The organism is Kitasatospora sp. NPDC089797, assembly GCF_040684795.1.
Classification (GTDB): Bacteria; Actinomycetota; Actinomycetes; order Streptomycetales; family Streptomycetaceae; genus Kitasatospora.
Window position 1 is genome coordinate 167,158 of the sequence record NZ_JBFBGS010000009.1, and the last position, 16,546, is coordinate 183,703.

Annotated in this window: 14 protein-coding genes and 2 pseudogenes; 2 read left to right on the plus strand and 14 right to left on the minus strand. The window is 74.3% G+C overall.

Translation table 11 applies throughout. The features are described from left to right. Positions 1-96: 96 nt before the first annotated feature. From AB0O91_RS09750 to AB0O91_RS09790, 9 genes and pseudogenes are all read right to left on the minus strand, one after another. A complete protein-coding gene (locus tag AB0O91_RS09750; RefSeq protein ID WP_363429747.1) occupies positions 97-711 on the minus strand; it encodes a bacterial proteasome activator family protein in 615 nt (204 codons plus the stop codon). 309 nt (positions 712-1,020) lie between these two features. After that, entirely contained in the window at positions 1,021-1,869 is an 849-nt protein-coding gene (locus AB0O91_RS09755; RefSeq protein WP_363429749.1) for a hypothetical protein, read from the minus strand. Between the two features lie 159 nt (positions 1,870-2,028). After that, positions 2,029-3,006 carry an NAD(P)H-quinone oxidoreductase gene (locus tag AB0O91_RS09760; RefSeq protein WP_363429751.1) on the minus strand — a complete coding sequence of 326 codons (978 nt, stop codon included), beginning with the start codon at positions 3,004-3,006 and terminating at the stop codon, positions 2,029-2,031. Between the two features lie 36 nt (positions 3,007-3,042). Then, a complete protein-coding gene (locus AB0O91_RS09765) occupies positions 3,043-4,101 on the minus strand; it encodes a potassium channel family protein (protein WP_363429753.1) in 1,059 nt (352 codons plus the stop codon). Between the two features lie 22 nt (positions 4,102-4,123). Continuing rightward, the gene (locus tag AB0O91_RS09770) at positions 4,124-5,332 is read right to left on the minus strand and encodes a molybdopterin molybdotransferase MoeA (protein ID WP_363429755.1); all 1,209 of its coding nucleotides are present in this window, start codon (positions 5,330-5,332) and stop codon (positions 4,124-4,126) included. Beyond that, positions 5,329-5,628, minus strand: a pseudogene (locus AB0O91_RS09775) (DUF6457 domain-containing protein); the annotation flags it as partial. The gene AB0O91_RS09770 and the pseudogene AB0O91_RS09775, both read right to left, overlap by 4 nt. A 116-nt stretch (positions 5,629-5,744) precedes the next feature. After that, a pseudogene (locus AB0O91_RS09780) lies at positions 5,745-6,317 on the minus strand (NTP transferase domain-containing protein); the annotation flags it as partial. A 17-nt stretch (positions 6,318-6,334) separates the two neighbouring features. Further along, complete coding sequence (locus AB0O91_RS09785; RefSeq protein WP_363429757.1) at positions 6,335-7,351, minus strand: MBL fold metallo-hydrolase; 1,017 nt, start codon at positions 7,349-7,351, stop codon at positions 6,335-6,337. Positions 7,352-7,511: 160 nt separating this feature from the next. Beyond that, complete coding sequence (locus AB0O91_RS09790; protein ID WP_363429759.1) at positions 7,512-8,279, minus strand: polyprenol monophosphomannose synthase; 768 nt, start codon at positions 8,277-8,279, stop codon at positions 7,512-7,514. Positions 8,280-8,620: 341 nt separating this feature from the next. Here AB0O91_RS09790 and manA point away from each other — a divergent pair, with 341 nt between their 5' ends. Further along, positions 8,621-9,799 (plus strand): mannose-6-phosphate isomerase, class I, encoded by a 1,179-nt coding sequence (manA, locus tag AB0O91_RS09795; protein ID WP_363429761.1) that lies wholly within the window; start codon positions 8,621-8,623, stop codon positions 9,797-9,799. Between the two features lie 82 nt (positions 9,800-9,881). Here the strand turns inward: manA and AB0O91_RS09800 are convergent, their stop codons facing one another. After that, positions 9,882-11,312: an acyltransferase gene (locus AB0O91_RS09800; protein WP_363429763.1), complete on the minus strand. Its 1,431-nt coding sequence runs from the start codon at positions 11,310-11,312 to the stop codon at positions 9,882-9,884. A gap of 154 nt (positions 11,313-11,466) precedes the next feature. Beyond that, a complete protein-coding gene (gene dnaB / locus AB0O91_RS09805) occupies positions 11,467-13,080 on the minus strand; it encodes a replicative DNA helicase (RefSeq protein ID WP_363429765.1) in 1,614 nt (537 codons plus the stop codon). Positions 13,081-13,533: 453 nt separating this feature from the next. On the opposite strand from dnaB, the gene AB0O91_RS09810 reads away from it, so the two are divergent. Next, positions 13,534-14,934, plus strand: coding sequence for an MATE family efflux transporter (locus AB0O91_RS09810; RefSeq protein WP_363429767.1), 1,401 nt, complete (start codon positions 13,534-13,536; stop codon positions 14,932-14,934). 129 nt (positions 14,935-15,063) lie between these two features. Here AB0O91_RS09810 and rplI read toward each other — a convergent pair whose 3' ends face one another. From rplI to AB0O91_RS09825, 3 genes are all read right to left on the minus strand, one after another. Continuing rightward, positions 15,064-15,510 carry a 50S ribosomal protein L9 gene (rplI, locus tag AB0O91_RS09815; RefSeq protein WP_363429769.1) on the minus strand — a complete coding sequence of 149 codons (447 nt, stop codon included), beginning with the start codon at positions 15,508-15,510 and terminating at the stop codon, positions 15,064-15,066. A 17-nt stretch (positions 15,511-15,527) separates the two neighbouring features. Then, on the minus strand, positions 15,528-15,764 hold the full coding sequence (gene rpsR, locus AB0O91_RS09820; RefSeq protein WP_030059640.1) for a 30S ribosomal protein S18: 237 nt from the start codon (positions 15,762-15,764) through the stop codon (positions 15,528-15,530). Between the two features lie 79 nt (positions 15,765-15,843). Then, entirely contained in the window at positions 15,844-16,455 is a 612-nt protein-coding gene (locus AB0O91_RS09825; RefSeq protein WP_363429771.1) for a single-stranded DNA-binding protein, read from the minus strand. Between the last annotated feature and the right edge of the window lie 91 nt (positions 16,456-16,546).

The window sequence follows — 16,546 nt, forward strand, 5'->3', positions numbered from 1 at the left end:
CCGACCCCTGCCCCCGGACCGCCGGCACCGCGCTGCGGGCCGGCCGTCCGGGGCGGATCGTCGTGGTGCGTCCCGCCCCCGACGGGACCGGCGGACCTACAGATACGGGCCGGAACGGATGCCGCGGCCCTGCCCCGGGTCCTCCTCGTCCGGCTCGCCGCCGTGCAGACCGGGCGGCAGCGCGCGCCGCATCTGCTCCAGCTGCGCCCGGGCGGCCATCTGCTGGGCGAACAGGGCGGTCTGGATGCCGTGGAACAGCCCCTCCAGCCAGCCCACCAGCTGGGCCTGGGCGATCCGCAGCTCGGCCTCGGTCGGGATGGTGTCGTCGGTGAACGGCAGCGAGAGCCGCTCCAGCTCGGCCACCAGCTCCGGGGCCAGCCCGAGCTCCAGCTCCTTGATCGAACTGGCGTGGATGTCCTTCAACCGGACCCTGCTCGCCTCGTCGAGGGGCGCCGCCCGGACCTCCTCCAGCAGCTGCTTGATCATGCTGCCGATGCGCATGACCTTCGCGGGCTGCTCGACCATCTCGGTCACCGGGAGCTCGCGCGGCACGTCCGCGTCGTCGTCCCCGTCCATCGGCGCCCCGGCGAACCCTTGGCCCACGGGCAGGCCGTCCGGTCCGACGATCAGCACCTTCTGGCCGTCCTGCGACTGCCCGCCGGCGGCCCGGAAGGGCTCCTGCGACGAGCGCTCGTTCATCGGATTCGTCATGAACAACATTCTCTCTCACTGGGGTTGGTCGGGCGGAAGCCCCCGTGCGTCCCGCCGTCCTGCGCCACCCGTGACGACGGTACGCCCCCGCCACCCGCCCGGGAATCCGTACGGATACTCAGTTCCCGGCCCGGCACGACCGATCGCCCCCGCCCGCCCCGCGTCGCGCCCGTCGCCCCGGTCGCCCCCGGCGGCTCCCCCACCACCCCGCGAAATCCGGCCCGCGCCCCGGGCAGGTCGCCGGGAACCCGCACCGAATCTCCACGCCGTGCCCCGGACACCCGCACCGCGGACCCCCGCACCCGCGCCTCAGCCCTTCCGCAGCCGCACGCCGACCAGGCCCAGGCCGCAGCCGATCAGCCCCAGCCCCACGCCCAGCGGGAGCTGGAGGGTGGAGGGGTCCTGCCAGCGGGCCGGGAGCACGGCGGGGACGATCGCGGCCTCGGGCCGGCCGGCGGCCACCGCGGCGGTGTCCGGATCGGCGGCCGGGGCGGACGCGTCCGGGTCCGAGCCGTCGACCGCGGCGCCCTGGTCCTGGGCCTGGTCCTGGGCCTGGTCCTGGGGCTGGTCGGGGGCCTGCCCGACGGACCGGTCCGGTGCCTGGTCCGGCGCCTGCTCCGCCGTCTGCCCGGGCGCCTGGTCCGGCACCTGGTCCGGTGCCTGGTCCGGCGCCGAAGCGGGACGATGGCGGTGCGCCCGGAACTCGGCGAAGTCCGGGCGGGACCGCTCGGGCACCGGGTACTGCGGCGGCGCGGCCCGGGGCGACTGCCCGGGCGGCCCGGCGCCGTCCCAGCTCCCGTCGGTGCCGTCGGCACCGTCGTCGACCCAGGCCCCGTCGACGCCCTGGGAGTCGTCCTGGATCCGGTCCCGGCCCGCGGACTCGTCCGCGCCCACGGCCTCGTCCGCAGCCTCGTCGCCGCCCCGGGCCGGGCGCTCGCCCGCCTGGGCCGAGACGCTCGGCGCGGGCTCCGCCGCCGCGAGGGTGGCGGCGGCCAGCGGGAGCGTCAGCCCCAGCACGGCCGCCGCGAACACCGTCCGGGCCCGACCGCCCGGACGGGCCCCACGGGCACGGCGCTCAGCACAGCGGTCACAGCGGTCACGACGGTGGTACGGCGCGGCGGGCAGCGGCCCGAGGACGGCGTGCAGCGGTGCGGCCACGGTCGGAGTCCTTCCGACGGCCGACCACGCCCGGGGGCGGGTTCGGCGGTGGGACAGCTCCCGACCAGCCTCACACAATCCGACCGACCGGGCACGTCGGACCACCGGCCGCCCCGCTCAGACCCTGTCCGGCCCCGCTCAGGCCCCGTCCGGCACCACTCAGGCCGTCAGCACGACCTTCCCCACCTGCTCCCCCGCCTCCAGCACCCGGTGCGCGTCGCCCGCCGAGGTCAGCGGCAGCACCCGGTCCACCACCGGCTTCACCACCCCGGACTCGACCAGCGGCCACACGTGCTCCCGCACCGCCGCCACGATCGCCGCCTTCTCCGCCAGCGGCCGCCCGCGCAGATTGGTGGCGATCACCGCCGCCCGCTTGCGCAGCAGCGCGTTGAGGTCCAGCTCGCCCTTCGCCCCGCCCTGCAGCCCGATGACCACCAGCCGCCCGTTGACCGCCAGCGCGTCCACGTTCCGCTGCAGGTACTTGGCGCCCATGATGTCCAGGATCACGTCCGCCCCGGCGCCGCCGGTGGCCTCCCGGAGCACCTCGACGAAGTCCTGCTCGCGGTAGTCGATCACGATGTCCGCACCCAGCTCGGTGCACCGGGCCAGCTTCTCCGCACTGCCCGCCGTCACCGCGACCCGCGCACCGACCGCCTTGGCCAGCTGGATCGCCATCGTCCCGATCCCGCTGGCACCGCCGTGCAGCAGCACCGTCTCGCCCGGCCGCAGGTGCGCGGTGAGGAAGACGTTGGACCACACCGTGCAGGCCACCTCCGGCAGCGCCGCGGCCTGCTCCGGGCTCAGCCCTTCCGGCAGCGGCAGCAGCTGCCCGCTCGGCACCGCCACCTTCTCCGCGTAGCCGCCGCCGGCCAGCAGCGCGCACACCTCGTCACCGACCGCCCAGCCGGCCACGCCCGGACCGAGCGCGACGATCCGCCCGGCGCACTCCAGCCCCGGGTAGGGCGGGGCGCCGGGCGGCGGGTTGTAGAAGCCCTGCCGCTGGAGCAGGTCGGCGCGGTTGACGGCGGTGGCCGCCACCTCGACCAGGACCTCGCCCTCACCGGGCACCGGATCGGGGACCTCGGTCCACACCAGCGCCTCGGGGCCGCCGGGTACGGGAATCGTCATCGCATGCATGCCCCGAACCTACTGCGCCGTACGGCGGTTCGGAGCTCAGGCCCCGCCCGGCCCGGAGGACTTGATGACGATCACCCGGTCGGTGAGCTGGAGCACGGCGGCCTCCGGCTCGGTGTAGTTGAGCACCCGCCGACCGCGCACCACCGCGACCACCAACTCCGCGCACTCGCGCGGGCTGTGCCCGGCCTCGGCCCGGGTCACCGGCCGCTCCACCACGTCCAGCCCGTTCCCGTAGGTCAGCAGGTCCTCCATCACCGCCCCGGCGTGCGGGCTGAGCATCGACAGCCCGAGCAGCCGCCCGGCCGAACTGGAGCTGGTGACCACGACGTCGGCGCCGCTCTGCCGCAGCAGCGGCGCGTTCTCGTCCTCCCGCACGGCCGCGACCACGGTGGCGGCCTTGTTTAGCTGGCGCGCCGTCAGGGTGACCAGCACCGCCGTGTCGTCCCGCTCCGGGGCGACCACGATCCGGGCCGCGGCGGGAACGGCCGCCCGCACCAGGGTGTCGGTGCGGGTGGCGTCGCCGACCACCCCGACCAGGCCGTGCTGCGAGGCGCTCTCGATCACCTTGCGCTGCGGGTCGACGACGACGATCTCCTCCGCCTTCACGCCCTGTCCGAGCAGGGTGTCGACGGCGCTGCGCCCCTTCGTCCCGAACCCGATGACGACGGTGTGCTCGCGCACGGTGGACCTCCAGCGGTTCAACCGCCATTGCAGGCGGGTCCGTTCGGTGAGCACCTCCAGCGTGGTGCCGACCAGGATGATCAGGAACAGCACGCGCAGCGGGGTGACCACCAGGATGTTGGTGAGCCGGGCGCCGTCGCTGTACGGGGTGATGTCCCCGTAGCCGGTGGTGGAGAGCGTCACGGTGGCGTAGTACGCCGCGTCCAGGAAGCTCAGTTCGCCGCCCGCGTTGTCGTGGTAGCCGCTCCGGTCGAGGTACACGATCACCGAGGTGGCGACCAGCACGGCGAGCGCGAGCAGCAGCCGCGAGCCGACCTGCGCCACTGCGGGCGCCGTGCGCCGGGCGGGCAGCACGATCCCGGCGTCCGCCCACGGCTCGGTGCCCGGCGCCGCGATCCGCCTCAGCCGGCTCATGCGGCCACCTCCCGGTCCCGGTTCACGGTGCCTCCACCAGTTCGACGGTCTCGCCCCGGTCCGCCCCGCCGGGCGGGACCACGGCCAGCGCCTCGGCCCGGGCGAGACCGCGCAGCATGGCGGGCCCGTCGAAGGCGAGCGGCACGACGCCCGCCGCGGTGCGCCGCACCGGCTGGAGGCGGGTGTCGGTGGGGTGCCCGGGCAGCGGGACGGCCGCCGGGGCGGGCGCGGGGGCGGTCGCGGCCCGTCCGGTGCGGGCGTGCAGCAGCGGCAGGGCGAGCGTGACCATGGCCGCGACGGCGGCCAGCGGGTTGCCGGGCAGGCCCACCAGGTGGCGCCCGCCCGGGAGTTCGGCCAGCAGCATGGGGTGTCCGGGCCGGACGGCGACGCCGTCCACCAGCAGCCGGGCACCGGCCTCGGCGAGCGCCCGGTGCAGGAAGTCCACCGGGCCGGCGGCCGTGGCGCCGGTGGTGACCACCACGTCGGCGGTGGAGTGCCGCAGGGCGTCCCGCAGCAGCCCGAAGTCGTCCCGCACGCAGCGGACTTCCGCCACCTCGGCCCCGGACGAGCGCAGCCAGGGCGGCAGCAGCGGCCCGAGGGCGTCCCGGACCACCCCCGGCCCGGGGATTCCGGTGTCGATCAACTCATCGCCCAGCACCAGCAGTTGGACCACCGGACGGCGGCGCACGGCGAGCCGGTCGTGGCCGCAGGCGGCGGCCAGGCCGAGCACGGCCGGCCCGACCACCGTGCCGGTGGGCAGCAACTCCTCGCCCCGGCGGCACTCCTGGCCGCGCGGGCGGACGTCCTGGCCGGTGGTCAGCTGCTCCGGACCGCGCTCGCGCAGCAGGGTGCCGTCGGTGCGACCGTGCTCACGGCGCAGCACGGCGGTCGCCCCGGGCGGCAGTTGGGCGCCGGTGGCGATCTCGACGGCGTCGCCGTCGGCCAGCGGCCCGACCTCGGTGCGCCCGGCCAGCACCCGGCCGGAGATCCGCCACGGGCCCGGTCCGGCCACCGCCCAGCCGTCCATCGCGGAGGTGTCGAAGGCCGGCAGGTCGGTGAGCGCGGCGAGCGGTTCGGCCAGGACGTGTCCGAGCGTCTCGGCCAGCGGCAGCCCGACCGCCGGCAGCGGGCGCAGCCCGGCCCGGCGCGCACGCTCCCGGGCCTGCGGCCAGGTCAGCACGCCGGGCGCGGTGGCGGGGGCGGTCACGGTGCTCTGCCCGACCGTGCTCACCGCTCCCCCGGGCCGTCGTCGGCCGGGGTCCACCGCTCGGCGAGCGCCGCGGTGCGCCGGGCCGCCTCGGCGACGGCCTCCGGGCCGCCGCCCTGCTGCGCGGCCGCGTAGCCGATCAGGAAGGCGGTCAGCGGTGCGGCCGGCCGGGCCACCCCGTGCGCGACCACCCGGGCCAGGTCGAGCAGTCCCCGGACGTCCACGTCCAGGTCGATGCCCAGGTCGGCCTTGACCTCGGCGATCCAGTCTTCCAGCGTGCGCTCCATGCGCCCATGCTGCCTGATCGGCGGTTTCGCCGAGGTGTTCGCCCCGTGTGCGGGGCGCGTCGTTTCCCGCACGGGCCGGTGGCCGCCCCGGTGAGGCCGGGCGTCCGTCGGCCCCGCCGCCCCGGGCCCCGGGCGGTTCAGCCGCCGTCGCGCCGCCGGGCCTGCTCCAGGTCCTCCCAGGTGTCGCAGTCGTAGGCGACGTTGTCCGTGTCGGCCACCCGCAGCCCGGCCAGCCCGCCGACCAGGCGGCGCAGCGGCTGTCCGGCCGGGTCGCCGAGTCCGGCGAGCGCGGCGCGCAGCGGGGCGGTGCGGTAGGCGGCGGCGAGCGGCTGGTCCCGGCCGCCCGCGTCGACCAGCAGGGCGGTGTCCGCGTCGGCCCCGGCCCGGTCGAGGGCGGCGGCCAGCCGGTCGACGGTGCGCCGGTCCAGGAAGGGCAGGTCGGCGGCGAGCAGCAGCACCAGGTCGGCGGTGACCAGGTCGAGCCCGGCCGCGACGGCGGCGACCGGTCCGCCGCCGGGCGGCTGCTCCCTGGTCCAGTGGACGCCCGGGCGCGCGGTCGGCCGGGCCGGTCCGACCACGACGGTGGTCCGGGCGCCCCCGCAGGCGGCGAGCACCCGGTCCAGCAGGCTGGTCTCCCCCACGGTGAGGCCGGGTTTGTCGACCCCGCCGAGCCTCCGGGCCGCGCCGCCGGCCGGCACGATCACGTCGTACGGCGTCGTCATGCGGCCAGTATCCCGCGCTAGCCGTCCGCCCGGTCGGTCCCGTCTTCCGCGCCCTGCTCGGGCCCCTCGTCCTCCCCGGATTCCTCGGATTCCCCGGCCTGCTCGGACCCCTCGGCCGGCTCGGACTCCGCCGGGGCGGCCTCCCGGGCGGTGTTGGCGGCCGCGCCCAGCTCCAGGAAGGACGGCAGGGTCAGCTCCCCGTACCGCTCGTTCATCGCCGTGACCAGCGCCTCCGGATCGTCCGGGTGCTCGGCCAGCAGCCGGTCGAAGTCCTGGAGGTACTCCCCGGTGAAGGCGAGCACCCGGGCCGCGTCGTCGCCCTGTTCGGGGGCGCGGTGCCCGGCGATCACCCGGTCCACGCCGAGGTCGGCGATCCGGCCGAGGTTGTGGCCCCAGGTGGTGCGCTGGGCCGGGGTGGTGTCGGCGGTCCACACGTGGGTGCCGTTGCAGACGAAGTCCCCGGCGATCACGGTCCGGGCGCTCGGCACGTGGACGACGGTGGACTCCCCGCAGTCGGCCTGCCCGAGCAGCAGCACCGGGATCACCTGCTGGTCGAGCATCAGCGGCTGCGGCAGCAGCGGGGCGGGGACCAGCGGGTGGTCGGGGATGTCGTCGCCGTAGACCGGCTTCCACTGGGCGACCTTCGCCGCGACGGTGCGCCGGATGCCCTCGACCACCGCCGGCGCGGCCAGCAGCCGGGCGTCCGGGAAGAGCCTGAGCACCTCCTCCGCGCCGAAGTAGTGGTCCGGGTGCTGGTGGGTGACCACGACGGCGAGCAGCCGGCGGCCCTTGCCCGCCACCCACTCGGCCAGTTCGCGCCCGGCGCTGCGGGTGAGCTGGGCGTCGACCAGGATCGCGGTCCGCTCGCCGAGGATCAGCGTGGAGGTGGTGAAGAAGGCCGACTCGGGCCCGGTGAAGACCGCGACCTCCAGCGGGCGGGCCGGCCGCCCGGCGTCGGCGGCACTCCCGGCCGCGACGGGCTCGGCGTCCGCCCGTTCCGCGCCGGCGCTCTCCTCGGGCGGGGACGACGTCACGGGGTGCTCCCTCTGGTTCGGCGGTCGGACTGCTTGCGCCCTACAGCATGGGAGCACCGGCGGCCGATTGCGCGGAAGGCGCGCCCGGCGGGGCGCGCCTTCGGGCACAGGTCACACCGCCCGGTCGGCGGTCGGCCCCCCGGCGCACCGGGGCCGTGGCTCAGGGCCGGCGGGAACCGCCGCGCAGCCGGGCCACCCGGTCGGTGATGCCCCAGGAGGTCACCCGCCAGAGCGCCTCGACGACGATGGTGCGGCTCATCTTGGAGGCGCCGAGCTCGCGCTCCACGAAGGTGATCGGCACCTCGGCGACCTTGAAGCCCGCCTTCACCGTGCGCCAGGCCAGGTCGACCTGGAAGCAGTACCCGGCCGAGGCCACCTCGTCCATGCCCAGGCCCAGCAGGGTCTCCTTGCGGAAGGCCCGGTAGCCGCCGGTGACGTCCCGGATCGGCACGCCCAGCATCAGCCGCGAGTAGGTCGAGCCGCCGCGCGAGAGCAGCAGCCGCGACTTTGGCCAGTTCACCACCCGGCCGCCCGGCACCCAGCGCGAGCCGAGCACCAGGTCGGCGCCGCGCAGCGCGCCCAGCAGCCGGTCCAGCTCCTCGGGCTGGTGCGAGCCGTCCGCGTCCATCTCGACCAGGACGTCGTAGCCGTGGTCGATGCCCCAGCGGAAGCCGGCCAGGTAGGCGGCGCCCAGGCCCTCCTTGCCCTTGCGGTGCATGACGTGGACGTTCACGTCCTCGGCGGCCAGCTTGTCGGCCAGCTCACCGGTGCCGTCGGGGCTGTTGTCGTCGGCGACCAGCACGTGTGCCTCGGGCACCGAGACACGGACCCGACCGACGATCCGCTCGACGTTCTCCGCCTCGTTGTAGGTCGGGATGATCACCAGGACCCTGCCGAGATCAGCAAAACTCTGCTGGTTCACGGTCACGTACAAACCTCTCGGCCGATGGCGGGGAGTGTCAGAACACCGTCGCCCGCACTCTGGAACGCGGCCCGGCCGACAGCCCGCCGACGGGATGACCACGGTGGAGAATGCTGCGGAGGGCGGATACTACTGCGTCCTGGCATTCTACTACCGCGCCCGGGAACCACCGGTAGGACCACGGCACTCCCCACTGTTGCCCACCGTTTCCCCGCGCGCGACCCAGGTCAGCTAGGGTCGATGCCCTTGCCCGTGCCCGGACCGCCCGCACCGCCGGGCCCGCCCCGGAGAACCGGACCCCGGGACGTCCGGGGCCGCCCCGTCAGCGAAGGAGTAGGACCGCGCGCATGGACAGGCTCGTCAACACCGTCCGCCCGTACGCCTGGGGGTCGCTCACGGCCCTGCCCGAGCTGCTGGGCCAGGAACCCACCGGCGAACCGCAGGCCGAACTGTGGATGGGCGCCCACCCCGGCGACCCGTCCCGCGTCGACCGCGGCGAGGGCCCGCGCCGGCTGGACGAGCTGATCGCGGCCGACCCCGAGGGCGAACTCGGCGCGGCCAGCGTGGCCCGCTTCGGCCCGGGCCTGCCGTTCCTGTTCAAGGTGCTCGCCGCGGGCATCCCGCTGTCCATCCAGGCCCACCCCACGCTCGACCAGGCCCGGGCCGGCTTCGCCGCCGAGAACGCCCTCGGCATCCCGCTGGACGCCCCCGGGCGGAGCTACCGCGACGACAGCCACAAGCCCGAAATGGTCTGCGCCCTGGGCGAGTTCGAGGGCCTGTGCGGTTTCCGCCGGCCCGCCGACGCGGCCGCGCTGCTGACCGCCCTCGGGGTGCCCGGGCTGGCCCCGGTGATCGACCTGCTGTCCGTCGAGGACGAGGCCGAGGCGCTGCGCGGCGCCCTGGCCGCCGTCCTCACCCTGGACGGGGAGACCGTCCGGCAGACCGTCGAGGTGCTGGCCGGCACCGATCCGGACGGGGAGTTCGCCCCCTACGCCCGGATCGCCGAGGACTTCCCGGACGACCGCGGCGTGATCGCCGGCCTGCTGCTCAACCACGTCCGGCTGCGGGCCGGCGAGGCGCTCTACCTGGGCGCCGGGGTGCCGCACGCCTACCTCTCCGGCGTCTGCGTGGAGCTGCAGGCCAACTCGGACAACGTGCTGCGGGCCGGCCTCACCCCCAAGCACATCGACGTGCCGGAGCTGCTGAAGGTGGTGCTCTTCGAGCCCGGCGCCCCCGGGGTGGTCCGCCCCGTCGGGGTCGACGGCACCCCCGGCGAGCAGCTCTACCCCGTGCCGATCGACGAGTTCCGGCTCTCCCGCTTCGAGCTGGACGGCGTCGAGCGGCAGATCGACGGCCGCACCCCGCAGATCCTGCTCTGCACCGGGGGCACCGTCCGGCTCACCGCCGCCGACGGCACCGTCCTGGACCTCGACCGCGGCCAGTCCGCCTTCCTCCCCGCCACCGGCACCCCGACCCGCCTCTCCGGCCCGGTCGGCACGCTGTTCCGCGCCACCGTCACGGTCTGACCCCGGCCGTACCGGCCGTACGCACGACGAAGGGCGCACCCCCGGCGGGGGTGCGCCCTTCCCGACTCTCCGGCCCGGCGGGTCAGCGGCCCGACGACCCCGCGCCGGCCTCGACCGGCACCGGCTCCTCGGCCCGGGCCCGGCCCTGGGTACCCACCGACGCCCCGGCCGCCACCGCCGGAGCGGGCGGCGTCCCGAAGGCCAGCGGCGGCAGCTCGCCGCCCGGCCAGCGGCGGTCGGCCCACTTGCCCACCTTGCGGCCCAGCTTCTGCACCGGGAGCTCCACCAGCTTGTACATCAGCCAGCTCGCGACCATGATCACGGCGAGGTACTCGGCCGTCCAGAGCACCTTCCCGCCGGTCGTCTCGGGCACCTTGGGCACGTTCAGCTGGTAGTGCAGGGTGTGCAGCAGCGGGACGTGCAGCAGGTAGAGCGAGAAGCTGATCCCGCCGAGCCAGGTCAGCGGCTTCGGGAAGCGGCGCTTGCGCAGCGCGAAGCCGATGCCGAAGGTGATCCAGGCCCCGAGGTAGGAACCGACCCAGGCCCGCGGCCCGGCGGTCCAGGTGTTGTTCTCCATGCCGCTGTGGTTGTAGAAGAAGCCGATCGCCACACCGGCGGCGATCACGAAGCCGCAGCACATCAGGGCCTGGAGCCGGTCGATCTGGCCCCGCTCGGCGCGGTAGATGACGGTGCCCGCGAACATCGTCGCGAAGATCATCAGGGTCTCGAACATCGGCGCCCGGCTGTTGTTGTACATCAGCACGAAGGCCAGTACGCCGAGCGTGATCGCCCCGATCCGGGTCAGGTTCGCCCGGCCGCTCAGCACGCAGCCGAAGGCGAAGAGCACGATCAGCACGACGCCCCAGACCAGGTTGTGGGTCGAGGCCGCGTCGACGGTCATCGTGTGGGAGGCGATCGTGGTGCCGAAGATCAGCGCCACGGCGGCGAAGGCCACCGCGATCGGGCCACTGCGGCGGTGCTGGCCGACCGCGAAGAGCGCGGTGACCATGTAGTAGAACGCCATCTCGTAGCTGAGCGTCCACATCACGCCCAGGCCGTTCCAGACGCCCATGAAGTCCTGCAGCATGGTCGCGTTGGCGGCCACGGCCACGTAGTTGTGGCCGGTGGCGAAGAGCGCGACCGAACCGTCGTTCTTCGGGATGATGGCCAGCGCCACCGCTATGCCGATGATCACCGGCGGCCAGAGCCGGAAGATCCGTCCGATCCAGAACGTCCGCACGTTCCCGCGGCGCTCCAGCGAGGCCGGGATGATGTAGCCGCTGACCAGGAAGAACAGCATCACGCCGTAGAGGCCGAGGTCCCCGTGCCACCAGATGAAGGCGGCCAGCCGGTCCGGCAGCAGCTTCAGCACGTCGAAGTGGTGCAGGGCGACCACCAGGGCGGCCACGCCGCGCAGCGCGTCGAGCCAGCCCAACCGGGCGGCCGCCCCGCCGGCCTGGGCCTTCGCGCTTCCCCCGGCCTTGCGGGCGGACAGCTGTCGTATCGTCTTCACGGCAGGGACAGTAGTCCATCGCCTCGAACCGCCGTTCCCCGTGCCCGACCCGACCGGCCGTCACCCGGTCGGCCCCGCCCGGCACCGCCGCCGGACCGTCGCGGGGCCACCGACCGGTGGAGCCCCGCGCCCGGGGGAAGCGGCCGCGGGACCGTCAGTCCCTGGTCATGTCGACGAAGCGCGAGTAGTGGCCCTGGAAGGCCACCGTGATGGTGGCGGTCGGACCGTTACGGTGCTTGGCCACGATCAGGTCGGCCTCGCCCGCGCGCGGGGACTCCTTCTCGTACGCGTCCTCGCGGTGCAGCAGGATGACCATGTCGGCGTCCTGCTCGATCGAGCCGGACTCACGCAGGTCGGAGACCATCGGACGCTTGTCGGTGCGCTGCTCGGGACCACGGTTCAGCTGGGACAGCGCGATGACCGGGACTTCCAGCTCCTTGGCCAGCAGCTTGAGGTTCCGGGACATGTCCGAGACCTCCTGCTGGCGGTTCTCGGCCCGGCGGGAGCCGCCGGACTGCATCAGCTGGAGGTAGTCGATGACGATCAGCTTGATGTCGTTGCGCTGCTTGAGCCGGCGGCACTTGGCGCGGATCTCCATCATCGACAGGTTCGGCGAGTCGTCGATGAACAGCGGCGCCTCGCTGACGTCGGGCATCCGGCGGGCGACCCGCGTCCAGTCGTCGTCCGTCATGTTGCCGGAGCGCATGTGGTGCAGCGCGACCCGGGCCTCGGCGGACAGCAGGCGCATGGCGATCTCGTTGCGGCCCATTTCGAGCGAGAAGATCACGCTGGGCAGCTTGTGGTGGATCGAGCAGGCCCGGGCGAAGTCCAGCGCGAGGGTGGACTTACCCATGGCGGGGCGGGCCGCGATGACGATCATCTGGCCGGGGTGCAGCCCGTTGGTGAGCGCGTCGAAGTCGGCGAAGCCGGTCGGCACGCCGGACATCTGGCCGTTCCGGGAGCCGATCGCCTCGATCTCGTCGAGGGCGCCCTCCATGATGTCGGCCAGCGGCGCGTAGTCCTCGTTGGTGCGCTGCTCGGTGACGGCGTAGATCTCCGCCTGGGCGGCGTTGACGATCTCGTCCACGTCGCCCTCGGCCGCGTAGCCCATGCCGGCGATCCGGGTGCCGGCCTCGACCAGGCGGCGCAGCACCCCGCGCTCGGCGACGATCTGGGCGTAGTACTCGGCGTTGGCCGCGGTCGGGACGGAGTTGACCAGGGTGTGCAGGTAGGAGGCGCCGCCGACGCGCTGGAGCTCGCCGCGCTTGGTGAGCTCGCCGGCCACGGTGATCGGGTCGGCCGGCTCGCCGCGGGCGTACAGGTCGAGGATCGCGCCGTGGATCATCTCGTGCGCGGGCCGGTAGTAGTCGGCCGGCTTGAGCACCTCGACCACGTCGGCGATGGCGTCCTTGGACAGCAGCATGCCGCCCAGTACGGACTGCTCGGCGGCGAGGTCCTGCGGGGGGACCCGCTCGAAGCCGTCGACGCCGCCCCGGCCCTCGTCGTCCCGGCGGTCCCGGTCGTCCCGGCCCTTGCCGTTCTTCCCGAAGCCGCCCTTGCGGAAGCCCTCGCCGCGACCGCCGCCCTGGCCGTTGCCCTGACCGCCGCCGCCCTGGCCGTCGCGGTTGCGGGAGACCGGGAGCCGGTCGCCGGGACCGTCCGGGAACGGGGCGTCGTCGAAGGCGCCGGCCGGGAAGGGGTCCTCGGCGGTCTGCCAGTCCTCCTCCGGCGGCGGGGCGTCGTGGTCGTCGTACTGGGGGCCGGTCACGCGTGTTCCCCGATCAGCGAGTGGTGCGAAGTTGGAGCGGGCCTTGCCGGTGGCTGGGTGGAGCGGATCCGCTCCTCTTTGTACGCCACGGCCCCGACAAATCGGACGCCGGGGCGGGTGGGAGTGTCGGGCGAAGCGCCCACGCTAAGGCGCCGGACGCCCTTGCGCCAAGGCGGTTATCCACAGGGGGTGTGGACGAGCGGCCCCGGGCTGTGGAGAACTGCCGCAAAGCTGTGGACACCCCTGTGGAAGGTCCTGTGGATAACCGGACGATCGGTCCACCGTCAATCCATTGACCTGCGATTACCTCGTACGGGGCCTGTGCATGAGAAATTCTTCACACACCGCCGAACGGCTGTGGGCGCGCACCGGGCGGAGTGCGCCGCTCACAGATTCGAGTAATGGCTGAACATCGGATTTGGCTATTACCTGTGGATGAGTACCCTGGAGCGCATGAGCGCCGCCACCGACGAACCTCCCAGACCCGGCACCGAGCCCGGCCCTGCGCCCGGCTCCGGCCCCGAGCCCGGGCCCCTGCGCCGGTCCGGACGCCGGCACGACCGCGAGATCCTCGCCCTGGCGGTGCCCGCCTTCGGCGCCCTGGTCGCCGAACCGCTGTTCCTGATGGCCGACTCCGCGATCGTCGGCCACCTCGGCACCCCCCAGCTCGCCGGCGTCGGCGTCGCCTCCGCCGCGCTCACCACCGCGACCGGGGTGTTCGTCTTCCTCGCCTACGCCACCACCGCCGCGGTGGCCCGCCGGATCGGCGCCGGGGACCGCCGGGGCGCCGTCCAGCAGGGCGTCGACGGCCTCTGGCTGGCCCTCGGCCTGGCCGTCCCGGTGGTCCTGCTCACCCTGCTGCTGGCCCCCTGGGCAGCCGGGGTGCTGGGCGCCTCGCCGACCGCGGCGCCGTACGCCGTGACCTACCTGCGGATCAGCTCGCTGGGCATCCCGGCGATGCTCCTGGTGCTGGCCGCCACCGGCGTGCTGCGCGGCCTCCAGGACACCCGCACACCGCTGCTGGTCGCCGTCGCGGGGTTCACCGCCAACATCGGCCTGAACGTCGGCCTGGTGTACGGCGCCGGGCTCGGGGTGGCCGGCTCGGCCTGGGGCACCGTGCTGGCCCAGACCGGGATGGCGGCCGTCTACCTGGTCGTCGTGGTCCGCGGCGCCCGCCGGGAGCGGGCCTCGCTGCGGCCGGACCCGGCGGGCATCCGGGCCGGTGCCCGGGCGGGCGGCCCGCTGCTGGTGCGCACGGTCAGCCTGCGCGCGGTGCTGATGCTCGCCACCGCGGTGGCCGCCCGGCTCGGCGACGACCAGGTCGCGGCGCACCAGATCGCCATGACGCTGTTCGGCTTCCTGGCCTTCGCGCTGGACGCCATCGCGATCGCCGGGCAGGCCATCATCGGCCGCCACCTGGGCGCCTCGGACGCCCCGGGCGCCCGCGCGGCCACCCGGCGGATGGTCGAGTGGGGCGTGGGCGCGGGGGTGGTGCTCGGCCTGCTGGTGGTGCTCGCCCGGCCGCTGTTCGTCCCGCTCTTCACCGCGGACCCGGTGGTCCAGGGGCAGCTGCACACGGCCCTGCTGCTGGTCGCGCTCTGCCAGCCGGTGGCCGGCCTGGTCTTCGTGCTGGACGGCGTGCTGATGGGCGCCGGGGACGGCCCCTACCTCGCCCGGGCGGCGCTCGCCACCCTGGCGGTGTTCGCCCCGGTGGCCCTCGCGGTGCCCGCCACCGGCACCGGGCTGGCCGGCCTCTGGTGGGCGATGAACCTGTTCATGCTGCTCCGCGCGGTGTTCCTGGTCGGCCGCGCCCGCGGCGGCCGCTGGCTGGTCACCGGCGCCGTCCGGGGCTGAACCACCCGGGGCCGAGCACCGCCCGGGGCCGAACCGCCCGCCGAGCACCGCCCGGCCCGGGCGCCCGGGAACGACCGAGGGCCGGACTCCCCGGGGGGAGTCCGGCCCTCAGGCCACTGCTGGTGGGACTCAGGCAGCCACGACGGCGACGTCGAGGTTGGCCACGACGTCCGAGTGCAGCTTGACCGAGACCTTGTGGGTGCCCACGGTCTTGATCGGCGAGGCGATCGCGACGGCGCGCTTGTCCACGGCCGGGCCGCCGGCGGCCTTGATGGCCTCGACGACGTCGGACTGGGTCACCGAGCCGAACAGACGGCCGGCGTCGCCCGAGCGAACGGCCAGCTTGACCTGGACGCCCTCGAGCTTGCCCTTGACGTCGTTGGCGGCGTCGAGGGTCTGGATCTCGTGGATCTTGCGGGCGCGACGGATCGCGTCGACGTCCTTCTGGCCGCCCTTGGTCCAGCGGATGGCGAAGCCACGCGGAACCAGGAAGTTGCGGGCGTAGCCGTCCTTGACCTCGACGACCTCGCCGGCGGAGCCGAGACCCGGCACCTCGTGCGTGAGGATGATCTTCATTACTCGGTCACCCTCTCTTAGCGCGCGGTGCTGGTGTAGGGCAGCAGCGCCATCTCACGGCTGTTCTTCACGGCCGTGGCGACGTCACGCTGGTGCTGGGTGCAGTTGCCGGTGACCCGGCGGGCACGGATCTTTCCGCGGTCGGAGATGTACTTCCGCAGCAGGTTCGTGTCCTTGTAGTCAACGTAGTTGACCTTGTCCTTGCAGAAGACGCAAACCTTCTTCTTCGGCTTGCGAGCAGGCGGCTTCGCCATGGTGTGCTCCATTTGGGGTTCACGGCCCGACCGGCGTCCGGGGACGCCTGCGGCCGGGCCGCACGAAATCTGTCAGCTCTTAGAACGGAGGCTCTTCCGAGTAGCCGCCACCGGACGGCGCGCCGCCCCAGCCGCCGCCGCCCTGGTTTCCACCGGACGGAGCGCTGGACGCCCACGGGTCGTCGGAGGGGCCGGACTGGCCGCCACCGGAGTTGCCACCCCAGTTGCCGCCACCCTGCTGGCCGCCACCGCCGCCCCAGCCGCCCTGGCCGCCACCCTGCTGGCCGCCGAAGCCGCCACCGGAGCCGCCGCCCGGGCCACCGGACCGGTTCGCCCGGGTGACCTTGGCGGTCGCCGAGCGCAGGCTCGGGCCGACCTCGTCGACCTCGACCTCGAAGACCGTCCGCTTCTCGCCTTCCTTGGTCTCGTAAGACCGCTGGCGCAGTCGGCCCTGCACGATGACGCGCATGCCGCGCTGCAGCGACTCGGCCACGTTCTCCGCCGGCTGACGCCAGACGTTGCACGTGAGGAAGAGGCTCTCGCCGTCCTTCCACTCGTTCGTCTGACGGTCGAAGGTGCGGGGAGTGGACGCGATGCGGAACTTCGCGACCGCCGCACCCGACGGGGTGAAGCGCAGCTCGGGGTCGTCGACGAGATTGCCGACGAGGGTGATGACGGTCTCGCCTGCCATGGTGGTGATGACCTCTCGGGAAGATGTCCGTTCACCGCTGTTTCACGTGAAACAGCGGACGCGAGCTACCCGAGACCCGAAGGCCTCAGAG

Coding starts and splice junctions, on each gene's coding strand:
- AB0O91_RS09750 (WP_363429747.1), bottom strand. CDS start 711: ATGACGAATCCGATGAACGAGCGCTCGTCGCAGGAGCCCTTCCGGGCC.
- AB0O91_RS09760 (WP_363429751.1), bottom strand. CDS start 3,006: ATGCATGCGATGACGATTCCCGTACCCGGCGGCCCCGAGGCGCTGGTG.
- AB0O91_RS09765 (WP_363429753.1), bottom strand. CDS start 4,101: ATGAGCCGGCTGAGGCGGATCGCGGCGCCGGGCACCGAGCCGTGGGCG.
- manA (WP_363429761.1), top strand. CDS start 8,621: ATGGACAGGCTCGTCAACACCGTCCGCCCGTACGCCTGGGGGTCGCTC.
- AB0O91_RS09810 (WP_363429767.1), top strand. CDS start 13,534: ATGAGCGCCGCCACCGACGAACCTCCCAGACCCGGCACCGAGCCCGGC.
- rplI (WP_363429769.1), bottom strand. CDS start 15,510: ATGAAGATCATCCTCACGCACGAGGTGCCGGGTCTCGGCTCCGCCGGC.
- rpsR (WP_030059640.1), bottom strand. CDS start 15,764: ATGGCGAAGCCGCCTGCTCGCAAGCCGAAGAAGAAGGTTTGCGTCTTC.
- AB0O91_RS09825 (WP_363429771.1), bottom strand. CDS start 16,455: ATGGCAGGCGAGACCGTCATCACCCTCGTCGGCAATCTCGTCGACGAC.